The sequence below is a fragment of the Bradyrhizobium sp. WYCCWR 13022 genome (genome assembly GCF_030435535.1).
GTDB lineage: Bacteria > Pseudomonadota > Alphaproteobacteria > Rhizobiales > Xanthobacteraceae > Bradyrhizobium.
This window is the reverse complement of the sequence record NZ_JAUIZJ010000016.1, coordinates 59,665-80,810: the sequence shown is the minus strand read 5'-3', so window position 1 is coordinate 80,810 and position 21,146 is coordinate 59,665. Positions and strand designations below refer to the sequence as shown.

Below are 21,146 nucleotides of genomic sequence, written 5' to 3'. Positions count from 1 at the left end.
AATCTCGATCCGCTTTTGCGAAGGAAACTTCTGGATTCCGGGTTCGATGCCGACGCATCGCCCCAGGAATGACGAATGAACCTACTTCGCCGGCACGTTCTTCGCGCCCTCGCCGAGGTCGCGCTGCATCATCACCGTATCCAGCCAGCGGCCGAATTTCAGGCCGACATTGGGATGCGTGCCGATCATCTTGAAGCCGCCTCTGGTGTGCACGCCGATCGAGCCGGCATTGGCGGAATCGCCGATCACGGCGATCATCTGGCGGAAGCCACGCGCTTCGCATTCGCTGACCAGCCGCTCCAGCAGCAACGAGCCGATGCCGCGGCGGTGGAAGCCCGGGTCCAGATAGATCGAGTTCTCGACCGTGAAGCGATAGGCCGGGCGGGGCCGATAGGCGCCGGCATAGGCGTAGCCCGCGAGACGGCCGTCGAGGATGGCGACGAAATAGGGATAGCCGCCGTCGACCAGTGCGCGATAGCGGCGCGTCATTTCGGCGAGGTCTGGCGGATCCAGCTCGAACGTCGCGGTGCCCTCGCGGACGGCCTGCTGGTAGATGGCGGTGATGGCGGGGAGGTCGGCCTCGATAGTGGGCCTGATTTCGGGTGCGGACATGGGGAGAGATTAGAGCGTTCCCGTGGTGGCTGGAAGGGGCAGCGCTCCTTCCACACCGTCATTGCGATCGTAGCGAGGCAATCCAGAAATGCATCCATGGAGGGACGCTGGACCGCTTCGCTGCGTCCGTAATGAGCGGATAGGCAGCGGGCAAACAAAAACCCCGGCCTTTCGGCCGGGGTCGGTGTCCGTTCGCTCTGGTCCGGCGCTTAGTCGCGCTGGCCGAGGAGCTGCAGCAGCAGCGTGAACAGGTTGATGAAGTTCAAGTACAGCGACAACGCGCCGGAGATCGCCGCACGTTCGGCGATGTCACCGCCGGCCGAAGCGTAGCCGTAGATGTAGTCGTTCTTCAGCCGCTGGGTATCCCAGGCGGTGAGGCCCGCGAACACCAGCACGCCGACCACCGACACGATGAACTGCAGCGCGGTGCTGGCCAGGAACAGGTTCACCAGGCTCGCGATGATGATGCCGATCAGGCCCATGAACAGGAACGAGCCCATGCCGCTCATGTCACGCTTGGTGGTGTAGCCGTAGAGGCTCAGCGCGCCGAAGGTCGCCGCGGTGATGAAGAACACCCGCACGATCGAGGTGTGCGTGTACACCAGGAAGATCGAGGACAGCGAGATGCCCATCAGCGCCGAGAACACCCAGAACAGGATCTGCGCGGTCGAGGGCGCCAGGCGGTTGATGCCTGCCGAGATCACGAACACCATGGCGAGCGGCGCGAGCATGAACAGGTATTTCAGCGGGCTCACGAACATCGCGTAGCCGAACGGCGTCAGGAACAGCTTGCCGACGCGGACGGCTTCCGCCGTCGGAACGTCGGTGACGGCAGCCATGTAGACGCCGAGCGCGGCGAGGCCCGTGATGGCGAGGCCGATGCTCATATAGTTGTAGATGCGCAGCATGTAGGCGCGCAGGCCGGCATCGACCGTCGCGGCGTCAACACGCCCGGCGGCCCTACCGAAAGGAGAAGTGTAATTGCGGTCCAGGTCCGACATGGTCGAATTCCCATTGGTTGGTCCGGTCCGGCATAGGGGTTGCCATGCCGCCGGTTCGTCAAATTCTATCTCGGAAACCGATGTCTGCCGACATTAACTTTAGCTAACAATCGGGGCTCCGAACCCATCCGATATGTGGGAAACTAACACATTCGCTGCAACCGTCCACGCGCGGCCGAATGTCGCCCTCTACGTGTGCTCCTGACGCAAACCTGACAAGCGGGCGGGGTTAATCGCGGAAATCACGCGATTCCGATCCCGCGCCGCCATCCGCTACCTTTTGTCACAAATTGCGCAACACCGTGGCGGGCTTTTTGTTCAACGCCAGCAACGTGCCGGCAAGCCCGAGCCCGACGGTGACGACCAGGGCGGCGGCAACTACGCCGGCCGCGCTCGCAGCCTGCCAGACGAAGGTCAGCGTCATCAGCCGCGTGACGATCATCCAGGCCGCGATGCTGCCGGCGATCACGCCGAACATTGCGGTGGCAAGGCCGATCAGCAGATACTCCAGCGCATAGGCACCGAGCAATCGCAGCCGCGTGGCGCCGAGCGTCTTCAGGATCACCGCATCATAGACGCGGTGGCGATGGCCGGCGGCGAGCGCGCCGCCCAGTACCAGGATCGCCGAGATCAGGGTCACGGCGCTGGCGCCGCGGATCGCCAGCGCGAGATTGGTGACGACCGCGCCGACCGTCTCCATCACCTCGCGCACGCGCACGCTCGTCACCATCGGGTAAGCATCCGCGACCTGCTTGATGATCTTGCCGTCGCCGGTCGCATCGCCGCCGGCTTCGGTCAGCGTCGCGATGTGGGTGTGCGGCGCGCCCTTGAAGGCGTTCGGCGAGAACACCAGCACGAAATTGATGCCGAGCCCCTGCCAGTCGATGGTGCGCAGATTGCCGATCTTCGCCGGGATGTCGCGGCCGAGCACGTTGACGACGATCTCGTCGCCGAGCTTGAGGCCGAGCCCGTCGGCGATCTTCTTCTCCATCGAGACCAGCGGCGGGCCGGAATAGTCGGCGCTCCACCACTTGCCCTCGACCACCTTGGAGCCCTTCGGCAGCTCGCCGGTATAGGTGAGGCCGCGGTCGCTCTGCAGCACCCATTCGGAGTCGGTCGTCGGCTTGAGGTCCTCGGCGCGGACGCCGCCGGCGGCGACGATGCGCCCGCGCAGCATCGGCACGTCCTCGACCTTCGATCCCGGTGCGATCTGGCGCAGATAATCGTCGAAGGGTGCGGCCTGCGTGCTCGGAATGTCGATGAAATAGAACGACGGTGCGCGGTCGGGCAGTGCGGCCAGGAACTGCCGGCGCAGATTGCCGTCGATCTGGGTGATGGTGACGAGCACGGCCAGGCCAAGACCGAGCGAGAGCACGACGGACGGCGTCAGCGCCCCCGGGCGGTGGATGTTGGCGATCGCGAGCCGCAGCATGGTGAAGCGCGTGCGCGGCAGCCGGCGCGCGATCGCCATCAGCACCGCAGCGACACCGCGCAGCACGGCGAACACGACCACGGAGGAGACCACGAACACCGCGGCGATGCGCTTGTCGAACGACAGCCCGATCACGACGGCGACGAGCAGCGCGACGACGACGCCCATGAGCACGAGATAGCCAAGGCGCGGCCGGTGCCATTCGGCCGCGATGGTGTCGCGGAACAGCGCTGCGACCGGCACGTCGTGCACGCGCCCGAGCGGCCACAGGCCGAAGGCGAGCGCGGTCAGCAGGCCATAGACGAAGGACAGCGCGAGCTCGTCGGCATGTACGGCCGGCACCACGGGCAGCGGCAACAGTTTTCCGAACAGGCCGACGATGGCAAACGGCATGGCCGCGCCGAGCGCAAGGCCAATCACCGAGCCGATCGCGGCGAGCAGCACGACTTGCGCCAGATAAATGCCGAACACGTCGCGCCCGGTGGCGCCGACGGCCTTGAAGGCCGCGATCACCTCGAGCCGGCGATCGATATGGCTCTTGACTGCGTTGGCGACGCCGACACCGCCGACCAGCAGCGCGGCGAGGCCGACCAGCGTCAGGAACTGCGTGAAGCGGCCGATATTGCGCTCGAGCTGCGGCGAAGCGTTGGAGCGGCTGCGGATCTCCCAGCCGGCCTGCGGCGCGGCGTTCCGCGCGTCCGCGATGAAGGCGTCGGTGGCGCGGTCGCTGTTGGCGCTATCAGGCAGCTTTACGCGATAGACCCAGCGCACCAGGCTGCCGGGCTGAACGAGGCCGGTGGCGCGCAAGGCCGCTTCGCTGATCAGGAAGCGTGGCCCGAAACCAATGCCGCTGGCGAGCTTGTCGGGCTCGGCCTCGACGCTCGATCGGATCTGGAAGGTTGCCGAGCCGATGGTGACGCGGTCGCCGATCTTGAGCGACAGCCGCGCCAGCAGCGTCGGGTCGGCAGCCGCGCCGAACGCGCCGTCGCGTTCGGCGAGCAGGTCGCTCAGCGGCAGCTGCGGCGCCAGCGTCAACTGGCCGAGCATCGGATAGGTGTCGTCGACCGCCTTCATCTCGACCAGCGCCAGCTTGCCGTCGGTCGAGCGCGCCATGCCGCGCAAGGTGGAGGCAACGGAGACGGTGCCGCGCGAGCGCAGGAAGGCAACTTCGTCGGGTTTCGCCTCGCGCTGGAACAGCACGAACGAGACGTCGCCGCCGAGCAGCGTGCGGCCCTCGCGTGCAAGACCTTCGCTCAGGCTCGCCGAGACCGAGCCGACACCCGATATCGCCATCACGCCGAGCGCGATGCAGGCGATGAAGACGTAGAAGCCGCGCAGGCCTCCGCGCAATTCGCGCAAGGCATAGCGCAGCGACAGCGCGACGCCGTTCGGCTTCGCAAACGGTTCGACAGCGACGCTCATGCGTTGGTCGTCTGCGTTTCGATGCGCCCCGAGCGCAGGCGGATCACGCGATCGCAGCGATGCGCGAGCGAGGAATCGTGCGTGACCAGCACCAAGGTCATGCCGCGCTCGGCATGCTTGTTGAAGAGCAGGTCGACGATCTGCTTGCCGGTCGCCTCGTCGAGATTGCCGGTCGGCTCATCCGCGACGAGGATGGCGGGATCCGGTGCCAGCGCACGCGCGAGCGCGACGCGCTGCTGCTCGCCGCCCGAGAGCTGCGTCGGATAGTGATGCAGGCGGTCGCCGAGCCCGACCGATTGCAGCTCCTCGGCCGCGCGCCTGCTCGCGTCGGGATTGCCGGCAAGCTCGAGCGGCACCGCGACGTTTTCCAGCGCCGTCATGGTCGGGATCAGGTGGAAGGACTGGAAGACGATGCCGACCTGGCGGCCGCGGAAGCGGGCCAGCGCGTCCTCGTCGAGGGCATTGAAAGGCGTGCCCGACACCACCACCTCTCCGCTATCAGGACGCTCCAGCCCCGCCATCACCATCAGCAGCGTGGATTTGCCCGAGCCTGACGGGCCGATCAGGCCGATCGTCTCCCCCGAGCCGACGCGCAAGCTGATATCCTTGAGGATATGAACGCGTGCCGCCCCCGACCCCAATGAGAGATTGACGTTGGAGATGGCGATGGTGTCCGGCGCAGTGCCGGCGAGCGAAGAGGGAGAGGTGCTGATGTCCATGGTCCGGTCATATGGCAACTCCGCACGCGCGGTCGAGAGGCGTTACGGATTGTTCATGCACATAGCCGTGTTGATGCTCGCTTTGATGACGTTCGCCAATCCCGCCTGGGCGGACGCAACGAAGCCGATCAAGCTGGTCGTTCTCGGCGATTCCTTGAGCGCCGGTCTGGGCCTTTCGGCCCAGGACGCGTTTCCCGCGAAGCTTCAAAAAGCCTTGCAAGCCAAGGGCATAACGGTCGACATGATCAACGCGGGAGTGTCGGGCGACACCTCGTCCGGCGGCCGCGACCGGCTCGACTGGTCGGTGCCCGACGGAACCGAGGGTGTCATCCTCGAGCTCGGCGCCAACGACGCGATGCGCGGCATCGACCCTGACTTGACGCGGGCGGCGCTGACCGACATCGTTCAGCGTCTCAGGGCGCGCAAGATCGCCGTGATGCTGTGTGGGATGCTGGCGCCGCCGAATTTCGGCGCGGATTATGGCGCGCGCTTCAATTCGATTTATCCGGATCTGGCGAAACAGTTCGACGTGCCGCTCTATCCGTTCTTCCTCGACGGCGTCGCGGCCGACGCCAAGCTCAACCAGGCCGACGGCATTCATCCGACCGCCGAAGGCGTCGACATCGTCGTCAACAACATGCTGCCCACGGTCGAGGCATTCGTACGCACGATCGGCGAGCAACGCCGTTGAAAAGCAGGCAACGCCAACCGTAATACCCAGGGTTTTCCCGGTGTAGCCGTGGCAACACTTCGCAGAGTCACACAACTGCGATAGGAATCAGGGTACCGGTGATTCGTCGCCGGCTCTAATTTGGATAGGGTCCTGCTCAGGGACCGTACCCAAGCATCGGGAGTACGAAACGATGCCGCGTTTGTTCACTGGTCTGGAAATTCCGGCCGAGATCGGCCAGTCGCTTTCCAATCTCAGGGGCGGCCTTCCCGGCGCCAGGTGGATCGATCCCGAAAATTATCACGTCACTCTGCGCTTCATCGGCGACATCGACGGCGTCTCCGCCAACGAGATCGCGTCGATGCTGTTTCGCGTCGACCGCAAGCCGTTCGAGGTCAAGGTGCAGGGGTTGACGAGCTTCGGCGGCCGCAAGCCGCGCGCGGTGGTCGCCACCATCGCGCCGAGCAAGCCGCTGATGGATTTGCAGGCCGAGCTCGAACGGATGATGCAGCGGATCGGTCTCGATCCGGAAGGACGCAAGTTCATCCCGCACGTCACGCTGGCCCGTTTGCACGACGCCTCCGACCGCGACGTCGCCGATTATCTCTCGATCCGCGGCTACTTCCCGAGCAAGGCGTTCACTGCGGAGCGGTTCGTGCTGTTCTCCTCGCGCGCATCGACCGGCGGCGGGCCGTATGTCGTCGAGGACGCCTACGAGCTGTGTGAGTAGATCGCTTTCGGCGATGTACGAAGCGGTGGGTCCCCCGGCTCTGCGCCGCAGCGTTACACGCTGCAGCGCGCCCGGGATACGGCGCGCATAGCGCCCCGCACCAATTGACGGCTTGCAATTTCCGCCGGTCTCTGGCGGTAAAGGGCGATGCTCTCCACTCCAGATTCCTCCTTCAGCGAAGCGTATCAGGCCCAGATCGCCTCCGGCGCGATCGAGCCCGATGCCGCGCAGGCCGAGGTCGCCGAGGCTTATGCGGCGCTCGATTTGCGGCTGGCGAACTACAAGCCGAACCGCAAGCAGGGGCTGCTCGCCCGCCTGTTCAGCGGTGGCGACAAGGACGAGGCTCCGCGCGGGCTCTACATCCATGGCGAGGTCGGCCGCGGCAAGACCATGCTGATGGATCTGTTCTTCCAGCACTCGACCGTCGCGCACAAGCGCCGCTCGCATTTCCACGAGTTCATGGCGGAAGCGCACGAGCGTATCTACGACTATCGCCAGGGCATCGCGCGCGGCGAGATCGCCGACGGTGACGTCATTGCGCTGACGGCGAACGCGATCTTCGAGGAGAGCTGGCTGCTCTGCTTCGACGAATTCCACGTCACCGACATCGCGGACGCGATGATCCTCGGGCGCCTGTTTGCCAAATTGTTCGAGCTCGGCACCGTCGTGGTCGCGACCTCGAACGTCGCGCCCGACGATCTCTACAAGGGCGGCTTGAACCGCGCGCTGTTCCTGCCCTTCATCAAGCAGATCACCGACCACATGGACGTCTCGCGGCTCGATGCGCGCACCGACTTCCGGCTGGAGAAACTCCAGGGCGTGCCGATGTGGCTGACGCCGGCGGATGGCGATGCCGACGCCGCGCTCGATCGCGCCTGGGCGAAGATGACCGGCAACGCCAGGTGCAAGTCGCGCGACATCCAGATCAAGGGCCGCACTTTGCACGTGCCGTGCTCGGCCCATGGCGTGGCGCGCTTCAGCTTCGCCGATCTCTGCGAGAAGCCGCTCGGCGCATCCGACTACCTCAGGCTGGCGCACGACTATCACACCATCCTGGTCGACCAGATTCCAGTGATGGACTTCTCCCAGCGCAACGCCGCCAAGCGGTTCATCACGCTGATCGACACGCTCTATGACAATGCCGTGAAGCTGATGGCCTCGGCCGATGCCAACCCGATCTCGCTCTACATTGCGGACGAGGGCACCGAGGCGATGGAGTTCAAGCGGACCTCGTCGCGCCTGATCGAGATGAGCTCGGAATCCTATCTGGCGCTGCCTCACGGCCGCAAGGATTCCACCGCAAGCGGCTCGACCAAGGGCCTGGTGGAGACTTAAGTCCTATTTGCCAGCGCTGTCATTCTGGCCGCTCCCGCGGTCGTCGGCACGCCTCGGAATCTGCCGCGTGACTTTCGGGTTAACGCCTGCGCGCCGGCGGGAATGACAGGGTTGCGCTTGTATACGCGGCAAGCCCGACAATTGGGCATCCACCGACTTGAACGGCGGAAGCGAAAGGGATAACCACCCTCTCAGTTTTCCCCTCCTTAACGTGTCTAAAGGACAGGTTCACATGGCGCGCGACAAGATTGCTTTGATTGGCTCCGGTCAGATCGGCGGAACGCTGGCTCACCTCATCGGCCTGAAAGAACTGGGCGACGTCGTGATGTTCGACATCGCCGAGGGCGTGCCGCAGGGCAAGGCGCTCGACATCGCACAGTCCTCGCCGGTCGACGGCTTCGACGCGCACTACACCGGCGCGAACTCCTACGAGGCGCTCGACAACGCCAAGGTCTGCATCGTCACCGCCGGCGTGCCGCGCAAGCCCGGCATGAGCCGCGACGACCTCCTCTCCATCAACCTCAAGGTCATGGAGCAGGTCGGTGCCGGCATCAAGAAGTACGCGCCCGACGCGTTCGTCATCTGCATCACCAACCCGCTCGACGCCATGGTCTGGGCGCTGCAGAAGGCCTCCGGCCTGCCGCACAAGAAGGTCGTCGGCATGGCCGGCGTGCTCGACTCCGCACGCTTCCGCTACTTCCTGGCCGACGAATTCAACGTCTCGGTCGAAGACGTCACCGCCTTCGTGCTGGGCGGCCATGGCGACACCATGGTGCCGCTGGTGAAGTACTCGACCGTTGCCGGCATTCCGCTGCCCGACCTCGTCAAGATGGGCTGGACCTCGCAGGCGCGCCTCGACGAGATCGTCGACCGCACCCGCAACGGCGGCGCCGAGATCGTCAACCTGCTCAAGACCGGCTCGGCCTTCTACGCACCGGCCGCGTCTGCCATCGCGATGGCCGAGAGCTATCTGAAGGACAAGAAGCGCGTGCTGCCCTGCGCCGCGTACCTGAACGGCGAATACAGCGTGAAGGACATGTATGTCGGCGTGCCCGTCGTGATCGGTTCCAAGGGCGTCGAACGCGTCGTCGAGATCGAACTCGCCGGCAAGGACCGCGAGGCCTTCGACAAGTCGGTCGGCGCCGTGCAGGGCCTGGTAGACGCCTGCAAGAAGATCGCACCCGATCTTCTTGGCCGCTGAGGGCAAGCAATCCCCGCCGAAGATCGAAACCCGGTCTTCGGCGGTTTCATTTCCGGACCCCTGATGACCGGGCGGGTTCCGGGTCCAAGATTTCGATGTCAAAGAATCCGGGTTGCAGTTCCTGTGGTATATGGTATGCCAGCCACAAGACTGAGGTGGGCCTTTAGGGGTCACCGCCCGCGGGTTCAGGGAGCGACCATATGAATATCCACGAATATCAGGCCAAGGCGCTGCTCGGTGAGTTCGGCGTTCCGATCTCCAAGGGCGTACCGGTGCTCAAAGCCGCCGACGCGGAGGCCGCCGCCAAGGCGCTGCCCGGTCCGGTCTATGTCGTGAAGAGCCAGATCCACGCTGGCGGCCGCGGCAAGGGCAAGTTCAAGGAAGCCTCGGCCGGCGACAAGGGCGGCGTGCGCATCGCCAAGTCGGCCGCGGAGGTCTCCGAATTCGCCAAGCAGATGCTCGGCGCCACGCTCGTGACCGTGCAGACCGGCCCCGCCGGCAAGCAGGTCAACCGCCTCTACATCGAGGACGGCTCCGACATCGACAAGGAATTCTATCTCTCGATCCTGGTCGACCGCGAGACCTCGCGCGTCTCCTTCGTCGTCTCGACCGAAGGCGGCGTCAACATCGAGGACGTCGCGCACAACACCCCCGAGAAGATCGTGACCTTCTCGGTCGATCCCGCGACCGGCATCATGGGCCATCACGGCCGCACCGTCGCCAAGGCGCTGAACCTCTCGGGTGACCTCGCCAAGCAGGCGGAAAAGCTCACCGCGCAGCTCTACGCGGCCTTCGTCGCCAAGGACATGTCGATGCTGGAGATCAACCCGCTGGTCGTGACCAAGCAGGGCCAGCTCCGCGTGCTCGACGCCAAGGTGTCGTTCGACGACAACGCGCTGTTCCGTCATCCCGAGGTGCTGGCGCTGCGCGACGAGACCGAGGAAGACGCCAAGGAAATCGAGGCGTCCAAATACGACCTCAACTACGTCACGCTCGACGGCAACATCGGATGCATGGTCAACGGCGCGGGTCTTGCCATGGCGACGATGGACATCATCAAGCTCTACGGCATGGCGCCGGCGAACTTCCTCGACGTCGGCGGCAGCGCCAGCAAGGAGAAGGTCGCGGCCGCGTTCAAGATCATCACCGCGGATCCCAACGTGAAGGGCATCCTGGTCAACATCTTCGGTGGTATCATGAAGTGCGACGTGATCGCCGAGGGCGTCACCGCCGCCGTGCGCGAGGTCGGCCTCAGCGTGCCGCTGGTGGTTCGCCTCGAAGGCACCAACGTCGAGCTCGGCAAGAAGATCATCCGTGAATCCGGTCTGAACGTGGTGCCGGCCGACAATCTCGACGACGCCGCGCAGAAGATCGTGAAGGCCGTCAAGGGAGGCTAACGCCATGGCCCAGGACCATCTCTCCGCATCATCCCCGCTTGCAGAGCATACGCGTCTCGCCGCGTTCGCCGGCGAATGGAATGGTGAAGAGATGGTCTTCCCGTCGCGCTGGACCAGCGGCGGGCCGGCCACCTCGCACACCGTCGCGCGCATGGATCTCAACGGATTTTATCTGATCCAGGACAGTGTCCAGATGCGCGACGGCAAGCAGGCCTTCGCCACCCACGGCCTCTTCACCTACGATCGTGACGACCGGACCTACAAATTGTTCTGGTACGACTCGCTCGGCTACACGCCGCCCTCGCCCGCCTCCGGCGGATGGGTCGGCAAGACCCTGACGCTGGTGCGCGGCTCGCTCCGCGGCAATGCGCGCCACGTCTACGAGATCATCGACGACAATTCCTATTCGTTGAAGATCCAGTTCTCGCCGGACGCGGAAGGCTGGGCTGACGTGCTCACCGGCGTCTACCGCCGCATCCACTGACCTCTCACTCGTTAGTTTCGCGAAAGCAGACCTCATGTCCATCCTGATCGACAAGAACACCAAGGTCATCTGCCAGGGTTTTACCGGCAAGAACGGTACCTTCCATTCCGAGGCCGCGATTGCCTACGGCACCAAGATGGTCGGCGGCACCTCGCCCGGCAAAGGCGGTTCGACCCATCTGAACCTGCCGGTGTTCGACACCGTGCGTGAGGCGCGCGAGAAGACCGGTGCCGATGCGTCCGTGATCTACGTGCCGCCGCCGGGCGCGGCCGACGCGATCTGCGAAGCCATCGACGCCGAGATCCCGCTGATCGTCTGCATCACCGAGGGCATCCCCGTCGTCGACATGGTGCGCGTGAAGCGCTCGCTGATCGGCTCCAAGTCGCGCCTGATCGGGCCGAACTGCCCGGGCGTCATGACCGCAGGCGAGTGCAAGATCGGCATCATGCCGGCCAACATCTTCAAGACCGGCTCGGTCGGCATCGTCTCCCGTTCGGGCACGCTGACCTACGAAGCGGTGTTCCAGACCTCCCAGGAAGGCCTCGGCCAGACCACCGCGGTCGGCATCGGCGGCGACCCGGTGAAGGGCACCGAGTTCATCGACGTCCTGGAAATGCTCCTCGCCGACCCCAAGACCGAGTCGATCATCATGATCGGCGAGATCGGCGGTTCCGCCGAGGAAGACGCCGCCCAGTTCCTCAAGGACGAGGCCAAGCGCGGCCGCAAGAAGCCGATGGTCGGTTTCATCGCCGGTGTCACGGCCCCTCCCGGCCGCCGCATGGGCCACGCCGGCGCGATCATTTCGGGCGGCAAGGGCGATGCCGGCTCCAAGACCGAAGCGATGAAATCCGCAGGGATTACAGTGTCTCCGTCGCCGGCACGGCTCGGCCATACGCTTGCCGAAAAGTTGAAAGGCTAATTCACTCCTTCGTGCTTTTCCGGGCGAAGTTTCGCAGCAAATAGGGTAAAGGGTGCCTGTCGCGTCGAGTCCTGTCGGGGAGCTCGGCGCCAGCGCCGTTTGTTATGCGCGAACCGAAATCGCCAGGAACCCAGTATGTCTCGCCAGGACGCGAACGCAGCCTTTGCCCTGTCATCCTTTTTGCAGGGCACCAACGCCACCTACATCGACGAAATCTACGCCCGCTACGAGAAGGATCCGTCCTCGGTCGACGCCGAGTGGCAGGAGTTCTTCAAGAGCCTCAACGACCAGCCCGCTGACGTCCGGAAGAACGCCGAGGGCCCGTCCTGGGAGCGCGACAACTGGCCACTGACCCCGAAGGACGACCTGACCTCCGCGCTCGACGGCAATTGGGCCGAGGTCGAAAAGGCTGTCGGCGCCAAGATCGCCGCCAAGGCGCAGGCCAAGGGCGCGGATGTCTCTTCCGCCGACGTGCTCCAGGCCACGCGCGACTCCGTCCGCGCCTTGATGCTGATCCGCTCCTACCGCATGCGGGGCCACTTCCACGCCAAGCTCGATCCGCTCGGGATCGAGGCCCCGCGCAACCGCGAAGAGCTCGACCCGCGCACCTACGGCTTCACGGAAGCCGATTTCGACCGCAAGATCTTCCTCGATCACGTGCTCGGTCTCGAATACGCCAACCTGCGTGAAATCACCGCGATCTGCGAGCGTACGTACTGCCAGACGCTCGGCGTCGAGTTCATGCACATCAGCAATGCCGCGCAGAAGGCCTGGATCCAGGAGCGCATCGAGGGGCCGGACAAGGAAATCTCCTTCACCCGCGAAGGCCGCCGCGCCATCCTGATGAAGCTGGTCGAAGCCGAGGGCTTCGAAAAATTCTGCGACACCAAGTTCACCGGCACCAAGCGCTTCGGCCTCGACGGCGGCGAATCGCTGATCCCCGCGCTCGAGCAGATCATCAAGCGCGGCGGCAATCTCGGCGTGAAGGAAGTCGTGCTGGGCATGCCGCATCGCGGTCGCCTCAACGTGCTGACGCAGGTGATGGGCAAGGCTCATCGCGCGCTGTTCCACGAGTTCAAGGGCGGCTCGGCCAACCCCGACGCGGTCGAAGGTTCGGGCGACGTCAAGTATCACCTCGGCGCCTCCTCGGACCGCGAGTTCGACGGCAACCGCATCCATCTGTCGCTGACCGCCAACCCCTCGCATCTCGAGATCGTCGATCCCGTCGTGCTCGGCAAGGTCCGCGCCAAGCAGGACCAGCATGGCGATCCGCCGGACCAGCGCATCTCGGTGATGCCGCTGCTCATGCACGGCGACGCGGCGTTCGCGGGCCAGGGCGTGGTTGCCGAATGCTTCGGTCTGTCGGACCTGAAGGGCTACCGCACCGGCGGCTCCGTGCATTTCATCGTGAACAACCAGATCGGCTTCACCACCTATCCGCGCTACTCGCGCTCCTCGCCCTATCCGTCCGACGTGGCGAAGATGATCGACGCGCCGATCTTCCACGTCAACGGCGACGATCCGGAAGCCGTGGTGTTCGCGGCCAAGGTCGCGACCGAGTTCCGGCAGAAATTCCACAAGCCCGTCGTCATCGACATGTTCTGCTACCGCAGGCATGGCCACAACGAAGGCGACGAGCCGGCGTTCACCCAGCCGGTGATGTACAAGAAGATCGCGGCTCACCCCACGACGCTGGAGCTCTACTCCCGCCGTCTGGTCAGCGAAGGCGTGATGACCCAGGGCGAGGTCGACAAGGCCAAGGCCGATTGGCGCGCCCGTCTCGATGCCGAGTTCGAGGCCGGCACCTCCTACAAGCCGAACAAGGCCGACTGGCTCGACGGCAAGTGGGCGGGCTTCAAGATCGCCGACCAGGAAGAGGATGCGCGCCGCGGCGTCACCGGTGTCGAACTCACCGAGCTGAAGGACATCGGCCGCAAGATCACCAAGGTACCGGACGGTTTCCGCGTCCACCGCACCATCCAGCGCTTCCTCGAGAACCGTTCCAAGGCGATCGACACCGGCGCCGGCATCGACTGGGCGACCGGCGAAGCGCTGGCGTTCTGCACGCTGCTCGCCGAAAACCATCACGTCCGTCTGTCCGGGCAGGATTCGGAGCGCGGCACCTTCTCGCAGCGTCACTCGGTCCTGATCGACCAGGAGGACGAGAGCCGCTACACGCCGTTCAACCATCTCGGCAACGAGCAAGGCCATTACGAGGTCATCAACTCGCTGCTGTCGGAAGAAGCGGTGCTCGGCTTCGAATACGGCTATTCGCTCGCCGAGCCGAACACGCTGACCCTGTGGGAAGCCCAGTTCGGCGACTTCGCCAACGGCGCGCAGGTCGTGTTCGACCAGTTCATCTCCTCGGGCGAGCGCAAATGGCTGCGCATGTCCGGCCTCGTCTGCCTCCTGCCGCACGGCTATGAGGGCCAGGGACCGGAGCATTCCTCGGCGCGTCTGGAGCGTTACCTGCAGATGTGCGCGGAAGACAACATGCAGGTTGTCTACCCGACCACGCCGGCGAACTACTTCCACGTGCTGCGCCGCCAGCTGCATCGCGAGATCCGCAAGCCGCTGATCATGATGACGCCGAAGTCGCTGCTGCGTCACAAGCGTGCGGTCTCGCGTCTCGAGGAACTCGCCAAGGGCACGACCTTCCACCGCATCCTGTACGATGACGCCCAGATGCTGCCGAACGAGCCAATCAAGCTCGTCCCGGACGAGAAGATCCGCCGCATCGTGCTGTGCTCCGGCAAGGTCTATTACGACCTCTACGAGGAGCGCGAGAAGCGCGGCATCGACGACATCTATCTGATGCGCGTCGAGCAGCTCTATCCGGTGCCGCTGAAGGCGCTGGTGGCCGAGCTGTCCCGCTTCAAGAAGGCGGAAGTGATCTGGTGCCAGGAAGAGCCGCGCAACATGGGTGCCTGGCACTTCATCGAACCCTATCTGGAATGGGTGCTGAACCAGGTGAACGGTGTGAGCCGGCGTCCGCGTTACGTCGGCCGCGCCGCTTCCGCCGCGACCGCCACTGGCCTGATGTCCAAGCATCAGGCGCAGTTGAAGGCGTTCCTGGACGAAGCATTGAGCTGAGAAGTTTTTAGGACGCTGTCATCGCCCGCGAAGGCGGGCGATCCAGTACGCCGTGACGGTCGTGATGACCACGACCGCCGCGGAGTACTGGATGCCCCGCCTTCGCGGGGCATGACACCAGTAGAATTCATGACCGCATTGGCGATCCCTTAAGGAAAAGACCATGACTGAAATTCGTGTGCCGACGCTCGGCGAATCCGTCACCGAGGCCACCATCGGCCGCTGGTTCAAGAAGGCTGGCGACCCGGTCGCCGTCGACGAGCCCTTGGTGGAGCTCGAGACCGACAAGGTCACCATCGAGGTCCCGGCGCCCTCCGCCGGCACGCTGAGCGAGATCATCGCCGCCGACGGCGCGACCGTTGCTGTGGGCGCGCTGCTCGGCCAGATCACCGATGGCGCCGGTGCCGCCAAGCCCGCCGCCGCGCCGGCCAAGCCTGCTGCTGCTCCGGCACCCGCTGCTGCCGCTCCGGCTGCTGCTCCCGCCGCAAAGGCGCCGCCGGCCGACGCGCCGCTCGCCCCGTCCGTGCGCAAGCTCTCGGCTGAGAGCGGCGTCGATGCCTCGACCGTCCCGGGCTCCGGCAAGGACGGCCGCGTCACCAAGGGCGACATGCTCGCCGCGATCGAACGTGCGGCCTCCGCGCCGACCCCGGTCAACCAGCCGGCCGCCGCCGTGCAGGTCCGTGCGCCGTCGCCGGCCGATGACGCCGCCCGCGAAGAGCGCGTCAAGATGACCCGCCTGCGCCAGACCATCGCGCGCCGCCTCAAGGACGTGCAGAACACCGCGGCCATGCTGACGACCTTCAACGAGGTCGACATGACCAACGTCATGGCGCTGCGTGCCCACTACAAGGATGCGTTCGAGAAGAAGCACGGCTCCAAGCTCGGCTTCATGGGCTTCTTCACCAAGGCCGTCGTGCAGGCGCTAAAGGACATCCCGGCCGTCAACGCCGAGATCGACGGCACCGATCTGATCTACAAGAACTACTATCACATCGGCGTCGCCGTCGGCACCGACAAGGGTCTCGTCGTGCCCGTGGTGCGCGACTGCGACCACAAGTCGATCGCCGACATCGAGAAGGGCATCGCCGATTTCGGTCGCCGCGCCCGTGACGGCCAGCTCAAGATCGACGAGATGCAGGGCGGCACCTTCACCATCACCAATGGCGGCATCTACGGCTCGCTGATGTCGACCCCGATCCTGAACGCGCCGCAATCCGGCATCCTCGGCATGCACAAGATCCAGGATCGTCCGATGGTCGTCGGCGGCAAGATCGAGGTCCGCCCGATGATGTATCTGGCGCTGTCCTACGATCACCGCGTGATCGACGGCAAGGAAGCCGTCACCTTCCTGGTTCGCGTCAAGGAGAGCCTGGAAGATCCGGCGCGCCTGGTGCTCGATCTCTGATCCCTGATGCTCTGCGAGCGCCGTCGCGATCGTAGCGGCGGCGCCTGTCGAACCATGGAGGCGCGCGTGACGGATAAAGTCGTTGTCATCACCGGCGGCAGCCGCGGCATTGGTCGTGCGACTGCGATTGCGGCGGCCGCGCGCGGCTACCGCGTCGTGGTCGGCTATGCCAGCAACAAGAAGGCCGCCGACGAGGTCGTTGCCGAGATCGAAGCCAGCAACGGCAAGGCGATCGCGGTGAAATGCGATGTCGCCGAGGAACGCGACATCATCGACCTGTTCAAGCAGGCCGACAAGTTCGGCACGCTCGGTGCGCTCGTCAACAATGGCGGCATCGTCGGCCAGAGCGGGGTGCGCGTCGACGAGATGTCGGCCGAGCGTATCCAGCGCGTGCTCGCGGTCAACGTCACCGGCTCCATCCTCTGCGCGCGCGAAGCGGTGAAGCGGATGTCGACCAGGCATGGCGGCAAGGGCGGCGTCATCGTCAACCTGTCGTCGGTTGCCGCCAAGCTCGGCGCGCCCAACACCTATGTCGACTACGCCGCATCCAAGGGCGCGGTGGATTCCTTCACCATCGGACTCGGCTACGAGGTCGCGGCCGAAGGCATCCGCGTCGCCGCGATCCGCCCCGGCCTGATCGATACGGAGATCCACGCCTCAGGCGGCGAGCCCGACCGGCATCATCGCCTGGCCCATATGGTGCCGATGAAGCGCGTCGGCACCGCGGATGAAATCGCCAACGCCATCGTCTGGCTGATGTCGGACGATGCCTCCTACGTTACCTCGGCCATTCTCGATGTGTCCGGCGGACGCTGACGCGCCGCGCGGACGCTGACACATCCTCACAACGCCAAACCTACGGGACTTTCTCTCATGGCTACCTACGATCTCGTCGTCATCGGCACCGGACCTGGCGGTTATGTCTGCGCGGTGCGCGCCAGCCAGCTCGGCATGAAAGTCGCCGTGGTCGAAAAGAACGCCACGCTCGGCGGCACCTGCCTCAATGTCGGCTGCATGCCCTCGAAGGCGCTGCTGCACGCCTCCGAAATGTTCGAGGAAGCCGCGCATTCCTTCGCCAAGATGGGCGTCAACGTCTCCGCGCCGAAGCTCGAATTGCCCGCGATGATGAACTTCAAGCAGCAGGGCATCGACGGCAACGTCAAGGGCGTCGAGTTCCTGATGAAGAAGAACAAGGTCGACGTGCTCAAGGGCACCGGCAAGATCCTGGGCACCGGCAAGGTCGAGGTCTCCGCCGACGGCAAGTCGCAGGTGATCGAGACCAGGAACATCGTGATTGCCACCGGCTCGGACATCGCGCGCCTGAAGGGCATCGAGATCGACGAGAAGCGCATCGTCTCGTCGACCGGCGCGCTGTCGCTCGACAAGGTCCCCGGCAAGCTGTTGATCGTCGGCGCCGGCGTGATCGGCCTCGAACTCGGCTCGGTCTGGAAGCGGCTCGGCGCCGAAGTCGTCGTGGTCGAATTCCTCGACCGCATCCTGCCCGGCATGGACGGCGAGATCGCCAAGCAATTCCAGCGCATCCTCGAGAAGCAGGGCTTCGCGTTCAAGCTCGGTGCGAAGGTCACCGCTGTCGATACTTCAGGCAAGACGCTGAAGGCGACGATCGAGCCCGCCGCCGGCGGCGCCGCCGAGACGCTGGAGGCCGACGTCGTGCTCGTCTGCATCGGCCGCGTGCCCTACACCGACGGGCTCGGCCTGAAGGAAGCCGGCGTTGCGCTCGATCCGCGCGGCCGCGTCCAGATCGATCCGCATTTCGCCACCAGCCTGAAGGGCGTCTATGCCATCGGCGACGTCGTCGCCGGTCCCATGCTCGCGCACAAGGCCGAGGATGAAGGCGTCGCCGTTGCCGAGATCATCGCAGGCCAGGCCGGCCACGTGAATTACGACGTCATCCCGGGCGTGGTGTATACCAGCCCCGAAGTGTCCTCCGTCGGCAAGACCGAGGAAGAGCTAAAGCAGGCCGGCGTCGCCTACACGGTCGGGAAGTTTCCCTTTACCGCCAACGGCCGCTCCAAGGTCAACCAGACCACCGACGGCTTCGTGAAGATTCTCGCAGATGCGAAGACCGATCGCGTGCTCGGCGTGCACATCATCGGCCGTGAAGCCGGCGAAATGATCCACGAGGCTTGCGTTCTCATGGAGTTTGGGGGCAGTGCGGAAGATCTCGCCCGCACCTGCCACGCGCATCCGACCCGCTCGGAGGCCGTCAAGGAAGCCGCGCTTGCAGTCGGCAAGCGGGCCATCCATATGTAGGACCGCGCCTAAGCCGAATCGGGCGGGACATCACATGCTGCGCCGCCTTCTTCAACCGGTCTGGGTCCTGCTGGCGATCATCTTCCTGATCGAAGCCTGGCTGTGGGACCATCTCGAGCCGATCGTCGCGCGGGTTGTCGCACTGATCCCGCTCGCCCGGTTCAAGGCCTGGCTGGCGGATCGCGTCGACGCACTCTCGCCGGCGATGACGTTGATCGTCTTCGCCGTCCCGATCATCCCGCTGTTTCCGCTCAAGCTGGTCGGCCTGTGGCTGCTCACGCATGAATACTGGACCAGCGCGGTCTTCACGATCCTGTTCGCAAAGATGCTCGGCGTCGGCGTCACCGCCTTCGTGTTCGACGTCACGCGCGACAAGCTGCTGGAGATGCACTGGTTCGAGCGGCTCTACGAGCTGATCCTGAGATTGCGCGCCAGGGCGACCGAGCTGGTCGAGCCGATCAAGCAGCGCCTCCGCGAACTGATCAAGGGCAACGGCGAAGGCTGGTCAGCGCGCACGCTCCGTCTGATCCAGCGCTTCCGCAAGAGCGTGCACGAGGCGCGCTGATCTGCTCGCTCCACACTCACCGTCATCGCCCGCGAAGGCGGGCGATCCAGTGTTCCAGAGGCATCGAGATTAGAGCCGAGAAGTCGCGGCGTAGTGGGTGGATGCCCCGGTCGAACCGGGGCACGACAGCTGTGCGTGTGGCGGCCTCAGTCACCCGTGCAGATGCAGCAGGTGCGGCGCCCAGGCGCCGAGCACGGTCATGCCCAGGCCGGCGAGCGTCAGGAGTCCCGCGATCCAGGCGAGCGGCAGCATGCCGGTGATGATGGTGGCCGATGCCAGCACGATGCCGATCTGGAACGCAGCCGACGCCAGCTCGAAGTGATGATATTTCGCGGTCGCCTCGTCGCGCGCGTGCTCGGCTTCCTTGGCTTTCTCGGAGAGCTGCTCGGTGCCTTCGCCGGTCTCGGGCTCGGAGCGGTAGCGCGCCGCGGTCTTCTGCCAATCGTCGATCTGCTTCTGCACCGTGGCCTTCATGGCGTCGTCGCTGGCGCTGCCAAGCGTCAGCTTGCCCTGGTCGGCGGCGGTCTGGACCACGGTGCGGCGGATGCTCTTGGCCTGGAAGAACGCCCAGAGATTGGAGGCCTCGACATTCTTGCTGATCGACTCGGTCTGGGCGCCCTTGCCGAGCGTTTCCGAGATCGCCAGGAACAGCGCCAGCACAGCGATCAGGAGGGCGATCTTCTTGTTCTCGCCGGATGCGTGCTCGGCATGCTCGGCGTGCTCCATGCTTTCGTGTGCGCTCATGAATCCCCTCCTGTTCGGTTCCGCAACGATTGACCGAACCGAGCGACCTGCGCAAGAGGCATGCCTTGTGATGACAGCTTGATGTCAGGAATCAGCGCCGTGGATGCGCGTTCGCATAGACTTCCAGCAATCGTTCAGAGTCGATGCCGGTATACACTTGCGTCGTCGAGAGCGAGGAATGGCCGAGCAATTCCTGGATCGCGCGTAAGTCCCCGCCGCGCGACAGCAGATGCGTGGCGAAGGAATGGCGGAGCGCGTGCGGCGTGGCGCTGTCGGGCAGGCCGAGCGCGCCGCGTAAGCGCTCCATCGCGAGCTGGATGATGCGCGGGCTGAGCGGGCCGCCGCGCGCGCCGACGAAGATCGGCCCCTCCGGCGGCAGCGCGTGCGGGCACATCGCGACATATTCGTCGATCAGCGCGAGCACGTTCTGCAGCACCGGCACCATACGCGTCTTGTTGCCCTTGCCTGTGACGACCAGCACGTCGCCTTCACCCGCCTTCGGCACCTCGCGGCGCTTCAGGCCCAGTGCTTCGGAGATGCGCAGGCCCGATCCATAGAGCAGCGCCATCACCGCGGCATCGCGCACCAGGATCCAGGTCTCGCGCTCCTCGCCGGCGCGCTCGTCGGCGTCGGCGAGGCGTTTTGCCGATGCCATCGGCAGCGGCTTCGGCAAGGTTTTTGCGACCTTCGGCGCGCGGATCGCCGAGAGGGCTCCGACCTTTCCCTTGCCTTCGCGTTCGAGGAAGCGGCCGAACGAGCGCAGGCCCGCGAGCGCCCGCATCAGTGAACGGCCGGCAATATCGTCGGCACGGCGCATCGCCATGAAGGCGCGCACATCGGTCGCTTCAAGCGAGGCGAACCGTTCCAGCGTCACGCGCTCGCCCCAATGGCTGCACAGGAAATCCAGGCACTGCCTGAGGTCGCGGCCATAGGCCTCCAGCGTCTTCGGCGACAACCGCCTCTCGGCGCCGAGATGCGCCAGCCAGCGCACCATCTCCTGCGCGATCGAGGGATCGGCGCTGGCGAGCTCGAGGGGTGGGACGGCGGCCTTGCTCATGCGCTCTGGACGGAATGATTCCGCACAGTATATCGCATCTCACCGGTTTACCGTTCGCTAAGGCCGGCCCGGGGCGCTAGCCTCAA

At 65.1% G+C, this 21,146-nt stretch carries 18 protein-coding genes; 12 read left to right on the top strand and 6 right to left on the bottom strand.

The window, feature by feature from the left end; genetic code table 11:
• Positions 1–81: 81 nt before the first annotated feature.
• From QY049_RS23185 to QY049_RS23170, 4 genes are all read right to left on the bottom strand, one after another.
• The gene (locus tag QY049_RS23185) at positions 82–612 is read right to left on the bottom strand and encodes a GNAT family N-acetyltransferase (protein WP_194478940.1); all 531 of its coding nucleotides are present in this window, start codon (positions 610–612) and stop codon (positions 82–84) included.
• 209 nt (positions 613–821) lie between these two features.
• Positions 822–1,613, bottom strand: a complete 792-nt coding sequence (locus QY049_RS23180) for a Bax inhibitor-1/YccA family protein (RefSeq protein WP_194478941.1) — start codon at positions 1,611–1,613, stop codon at positions 822–824.
• A gap of 283 nt (positions 1,614–1,896) precedes the next feature.
• The gene (locus QY049_RS23175; RefSeq protein WP_258764548.1) at positions 1,897–4,467 is read right to left on the bottom strand and encodes an ABC transporter permease; all 2,571 of its coding nucleotides are present in this window, start codon (positions 4,465–4,467) and stop codon (positions 1,897–1,899) included.
• The gene (locus QY049_RS23170) at positions 4,464–5,186 is read right to left on the bottom strand and encodes an ABC transporter ATP-binding protein (RefSeq protein ID WP_194478943.1); all 723 of its coding nucleotides are present in this window, start codon (positions 5,184–5,186) and stop codon (positions 4,464–4,466) included. Before QY049_RS23170 ends, QY049_RS23175 begins: the two co-directional genes overlap by 4 nt.
• A gap of 55 nt (positions 5,187–5,241) precedes the next feature.
• On the opposite strand from QY049_RS23170, the gene QY049_RS23165 reads away from it, so the two are divergent.
• The 12 genes from QY049_RS23165 (at position 5,242) to QY049_RS23110 (ending at position 19,259) form a co-directional block, all read left to right on the top strand.
• Positions 5,242–5,877, top strand: coding sequence for an arylesterase (locus QY049_RS23165; RefSeq protein WP_258767099.1), 636 nt, complete (start codon positions 5,242–5,244; stop codon positions 5,875–5,877).
• 172 nt (positions 5,878–6,049) lie between these two features.
• Entirely contained in the window at positions 6,050–6,586 is a 537-nt protein-coding gene (gene thpR, locus QY049_RS23160) for an RNA 2',3'-cyclic phosphodiesterase (protein ID WP_194478945.1), read from the top strand.
• A gap of 147 nt (positions 6,587–6,733) precedes the next feature.
• Entirely contained in the window at positions 6,734–7,921 is a 1,188-nt protein-coding gene (gene zapE, locus QY049_RS23155) for a cell division protein ZapE (RefSeq protein WP_258764549.1), read from the top strand.
• A 232-nt stretch (positions 7,922–8,153) separates the two neighbouring features.
• Positions 8,154–9,122 (top strand): malate dehydrogenase, encoded by a 969-nt coding sequence (gene mdh, locus QY049_RS23150; protein WP_027572983.1) that lies wholly within the window; start codon positions 8,154–8,156, stop codon positions 9,120–9,122.
• A 200-nt stretch (positions 9,123–9,322) separates the two neighbouring features.
• Positions 9,323–10,519 (top strand): ADP-forming succinate--CoA ligase subunit beta, encoded by a 1,197-nt coding sequence (sucC, locus tag QY049_RS23145; RefSeq protein ID WP_258764550.1) that lies wholly within the window; start codon positions 9,323–9,325, stop codon positions 10,517–10,519.
• Between the two features lie 4 nt (positions 10,520–10,523).
• Positions 10,524–11,003, top strand: a complete 480-nt coding sequence (locus tag QY049_RS23140) for a DUF1579 domain-containing protein (protein ID WP_258764551.1) — start codon at positions 10,524–10,526, stop codon at positions 11,001–11,003.
• Positions 11,004–11,037: 34 nt separating this feature from the next.
• Complete coding sequence (sucD, locus tag QY049_RS23135) at positions 11,038–11,922, top strand: succinate--CoA ligase subunit alpha (protein WP_080139562.1); 885 nt, start codon at positions 11,038–11,040, stop codon at positions 11,920–11,922.
• A 135-nt stretch (positions 11,923–12,057) separates the two neighbouring features.
• A complete protein-coding gene (locus QY049_RS23130; RefSeq protein WP_194478950.1) occupies positions 12,058–15,015 on the top strand; it encodes a 2-oxoglutarate dehydrogenase E1 component in 2,958 nt (985 codons plus the stop codon).
• A 163-nt stretch (positions 15,016–15,178) separates the two neighbouring features.
• Complete coding sequence (gene odhB / locus QY049_RS23125; RefSeq protein WP_258764552.1) at positions 15,179–16,420, top strand: 2-oxoglutarate dehydrogenase complex dihydrolipoyllysine-residue succinyltransferase; 1,242 nt, start codon at positions 15,179–15,181, stop codon at positions 16,418–16,420.
• A gap of 66 nt (positions 16,421–16,486) precedes the next feature.
• Positions 16,487–17,236, top strand: coding sequence for an SDR family oxidoreductase (locus QY049_RS23120; RefSeq protein WP_258764553.1), 750 nt, complete (start codon positions 16,487–16,489; stop codon positions 17,234–17,236).
• A 57-nt stretch (positions 17,237–17,293) separates the two neighbouring features.
• Complete coding sequence (lpdA, locus tag QY049_RS23115; protein ID WP_194478953.1) at positions 17,294–18,694, top strand: dihydrolipoyl dehydrogenase; 1,401 nt, start codon at positions 17,294–17,296, stop codon at positions 18,692–18,694.
• Positions 18,695–18,728: 34 nt separating this feature from the next.
• Positions 18,729–19,259 carry a hypothetical protein gene (locus QY049_RS23110; RefSeq protein WP_194478954.1) on the top strand — a complete coding sequence of 177 codons (531 nt, stop codon included), beginning with the start codon at positions 18,729–18,731 and terminating at the stop codon, positions 19,257–19,259.
• A 150-nt stretch (positions 19,260–19,409) separates the two neighbouring features.
• On the opposite strand, the gene QY049_RS23105 is transcribed toward QY049_RS23110, so the two are convergent.
• Positions 19,410–20,003, bottom strand: a complete 594-nt coding sequence (locus QY049_RS23105) for a DUF4337 domain-containing protein (RefSeq protein WP_258764554.1) — start codon at positions 20,001–20,003, stop codon at positions 19,410–19,412.
• A gap of 91 nt (positions 20,004–20,094) precedes the next feature.
• The gene (locus QY049_RS23100) at positions 20,095–21,060 is read right to left on the bottom strand and encodes a tyrosine recombinase XerC (RefSeq protein WP_301269967.1); all 966 of its coding nucleotides are present in this window, start codon (positions 21,058–21,060) and stop codon (positions 20,095–20,097) included.
• Positions 21,061–21,146 lie beyond the last annotated feature (86 nt).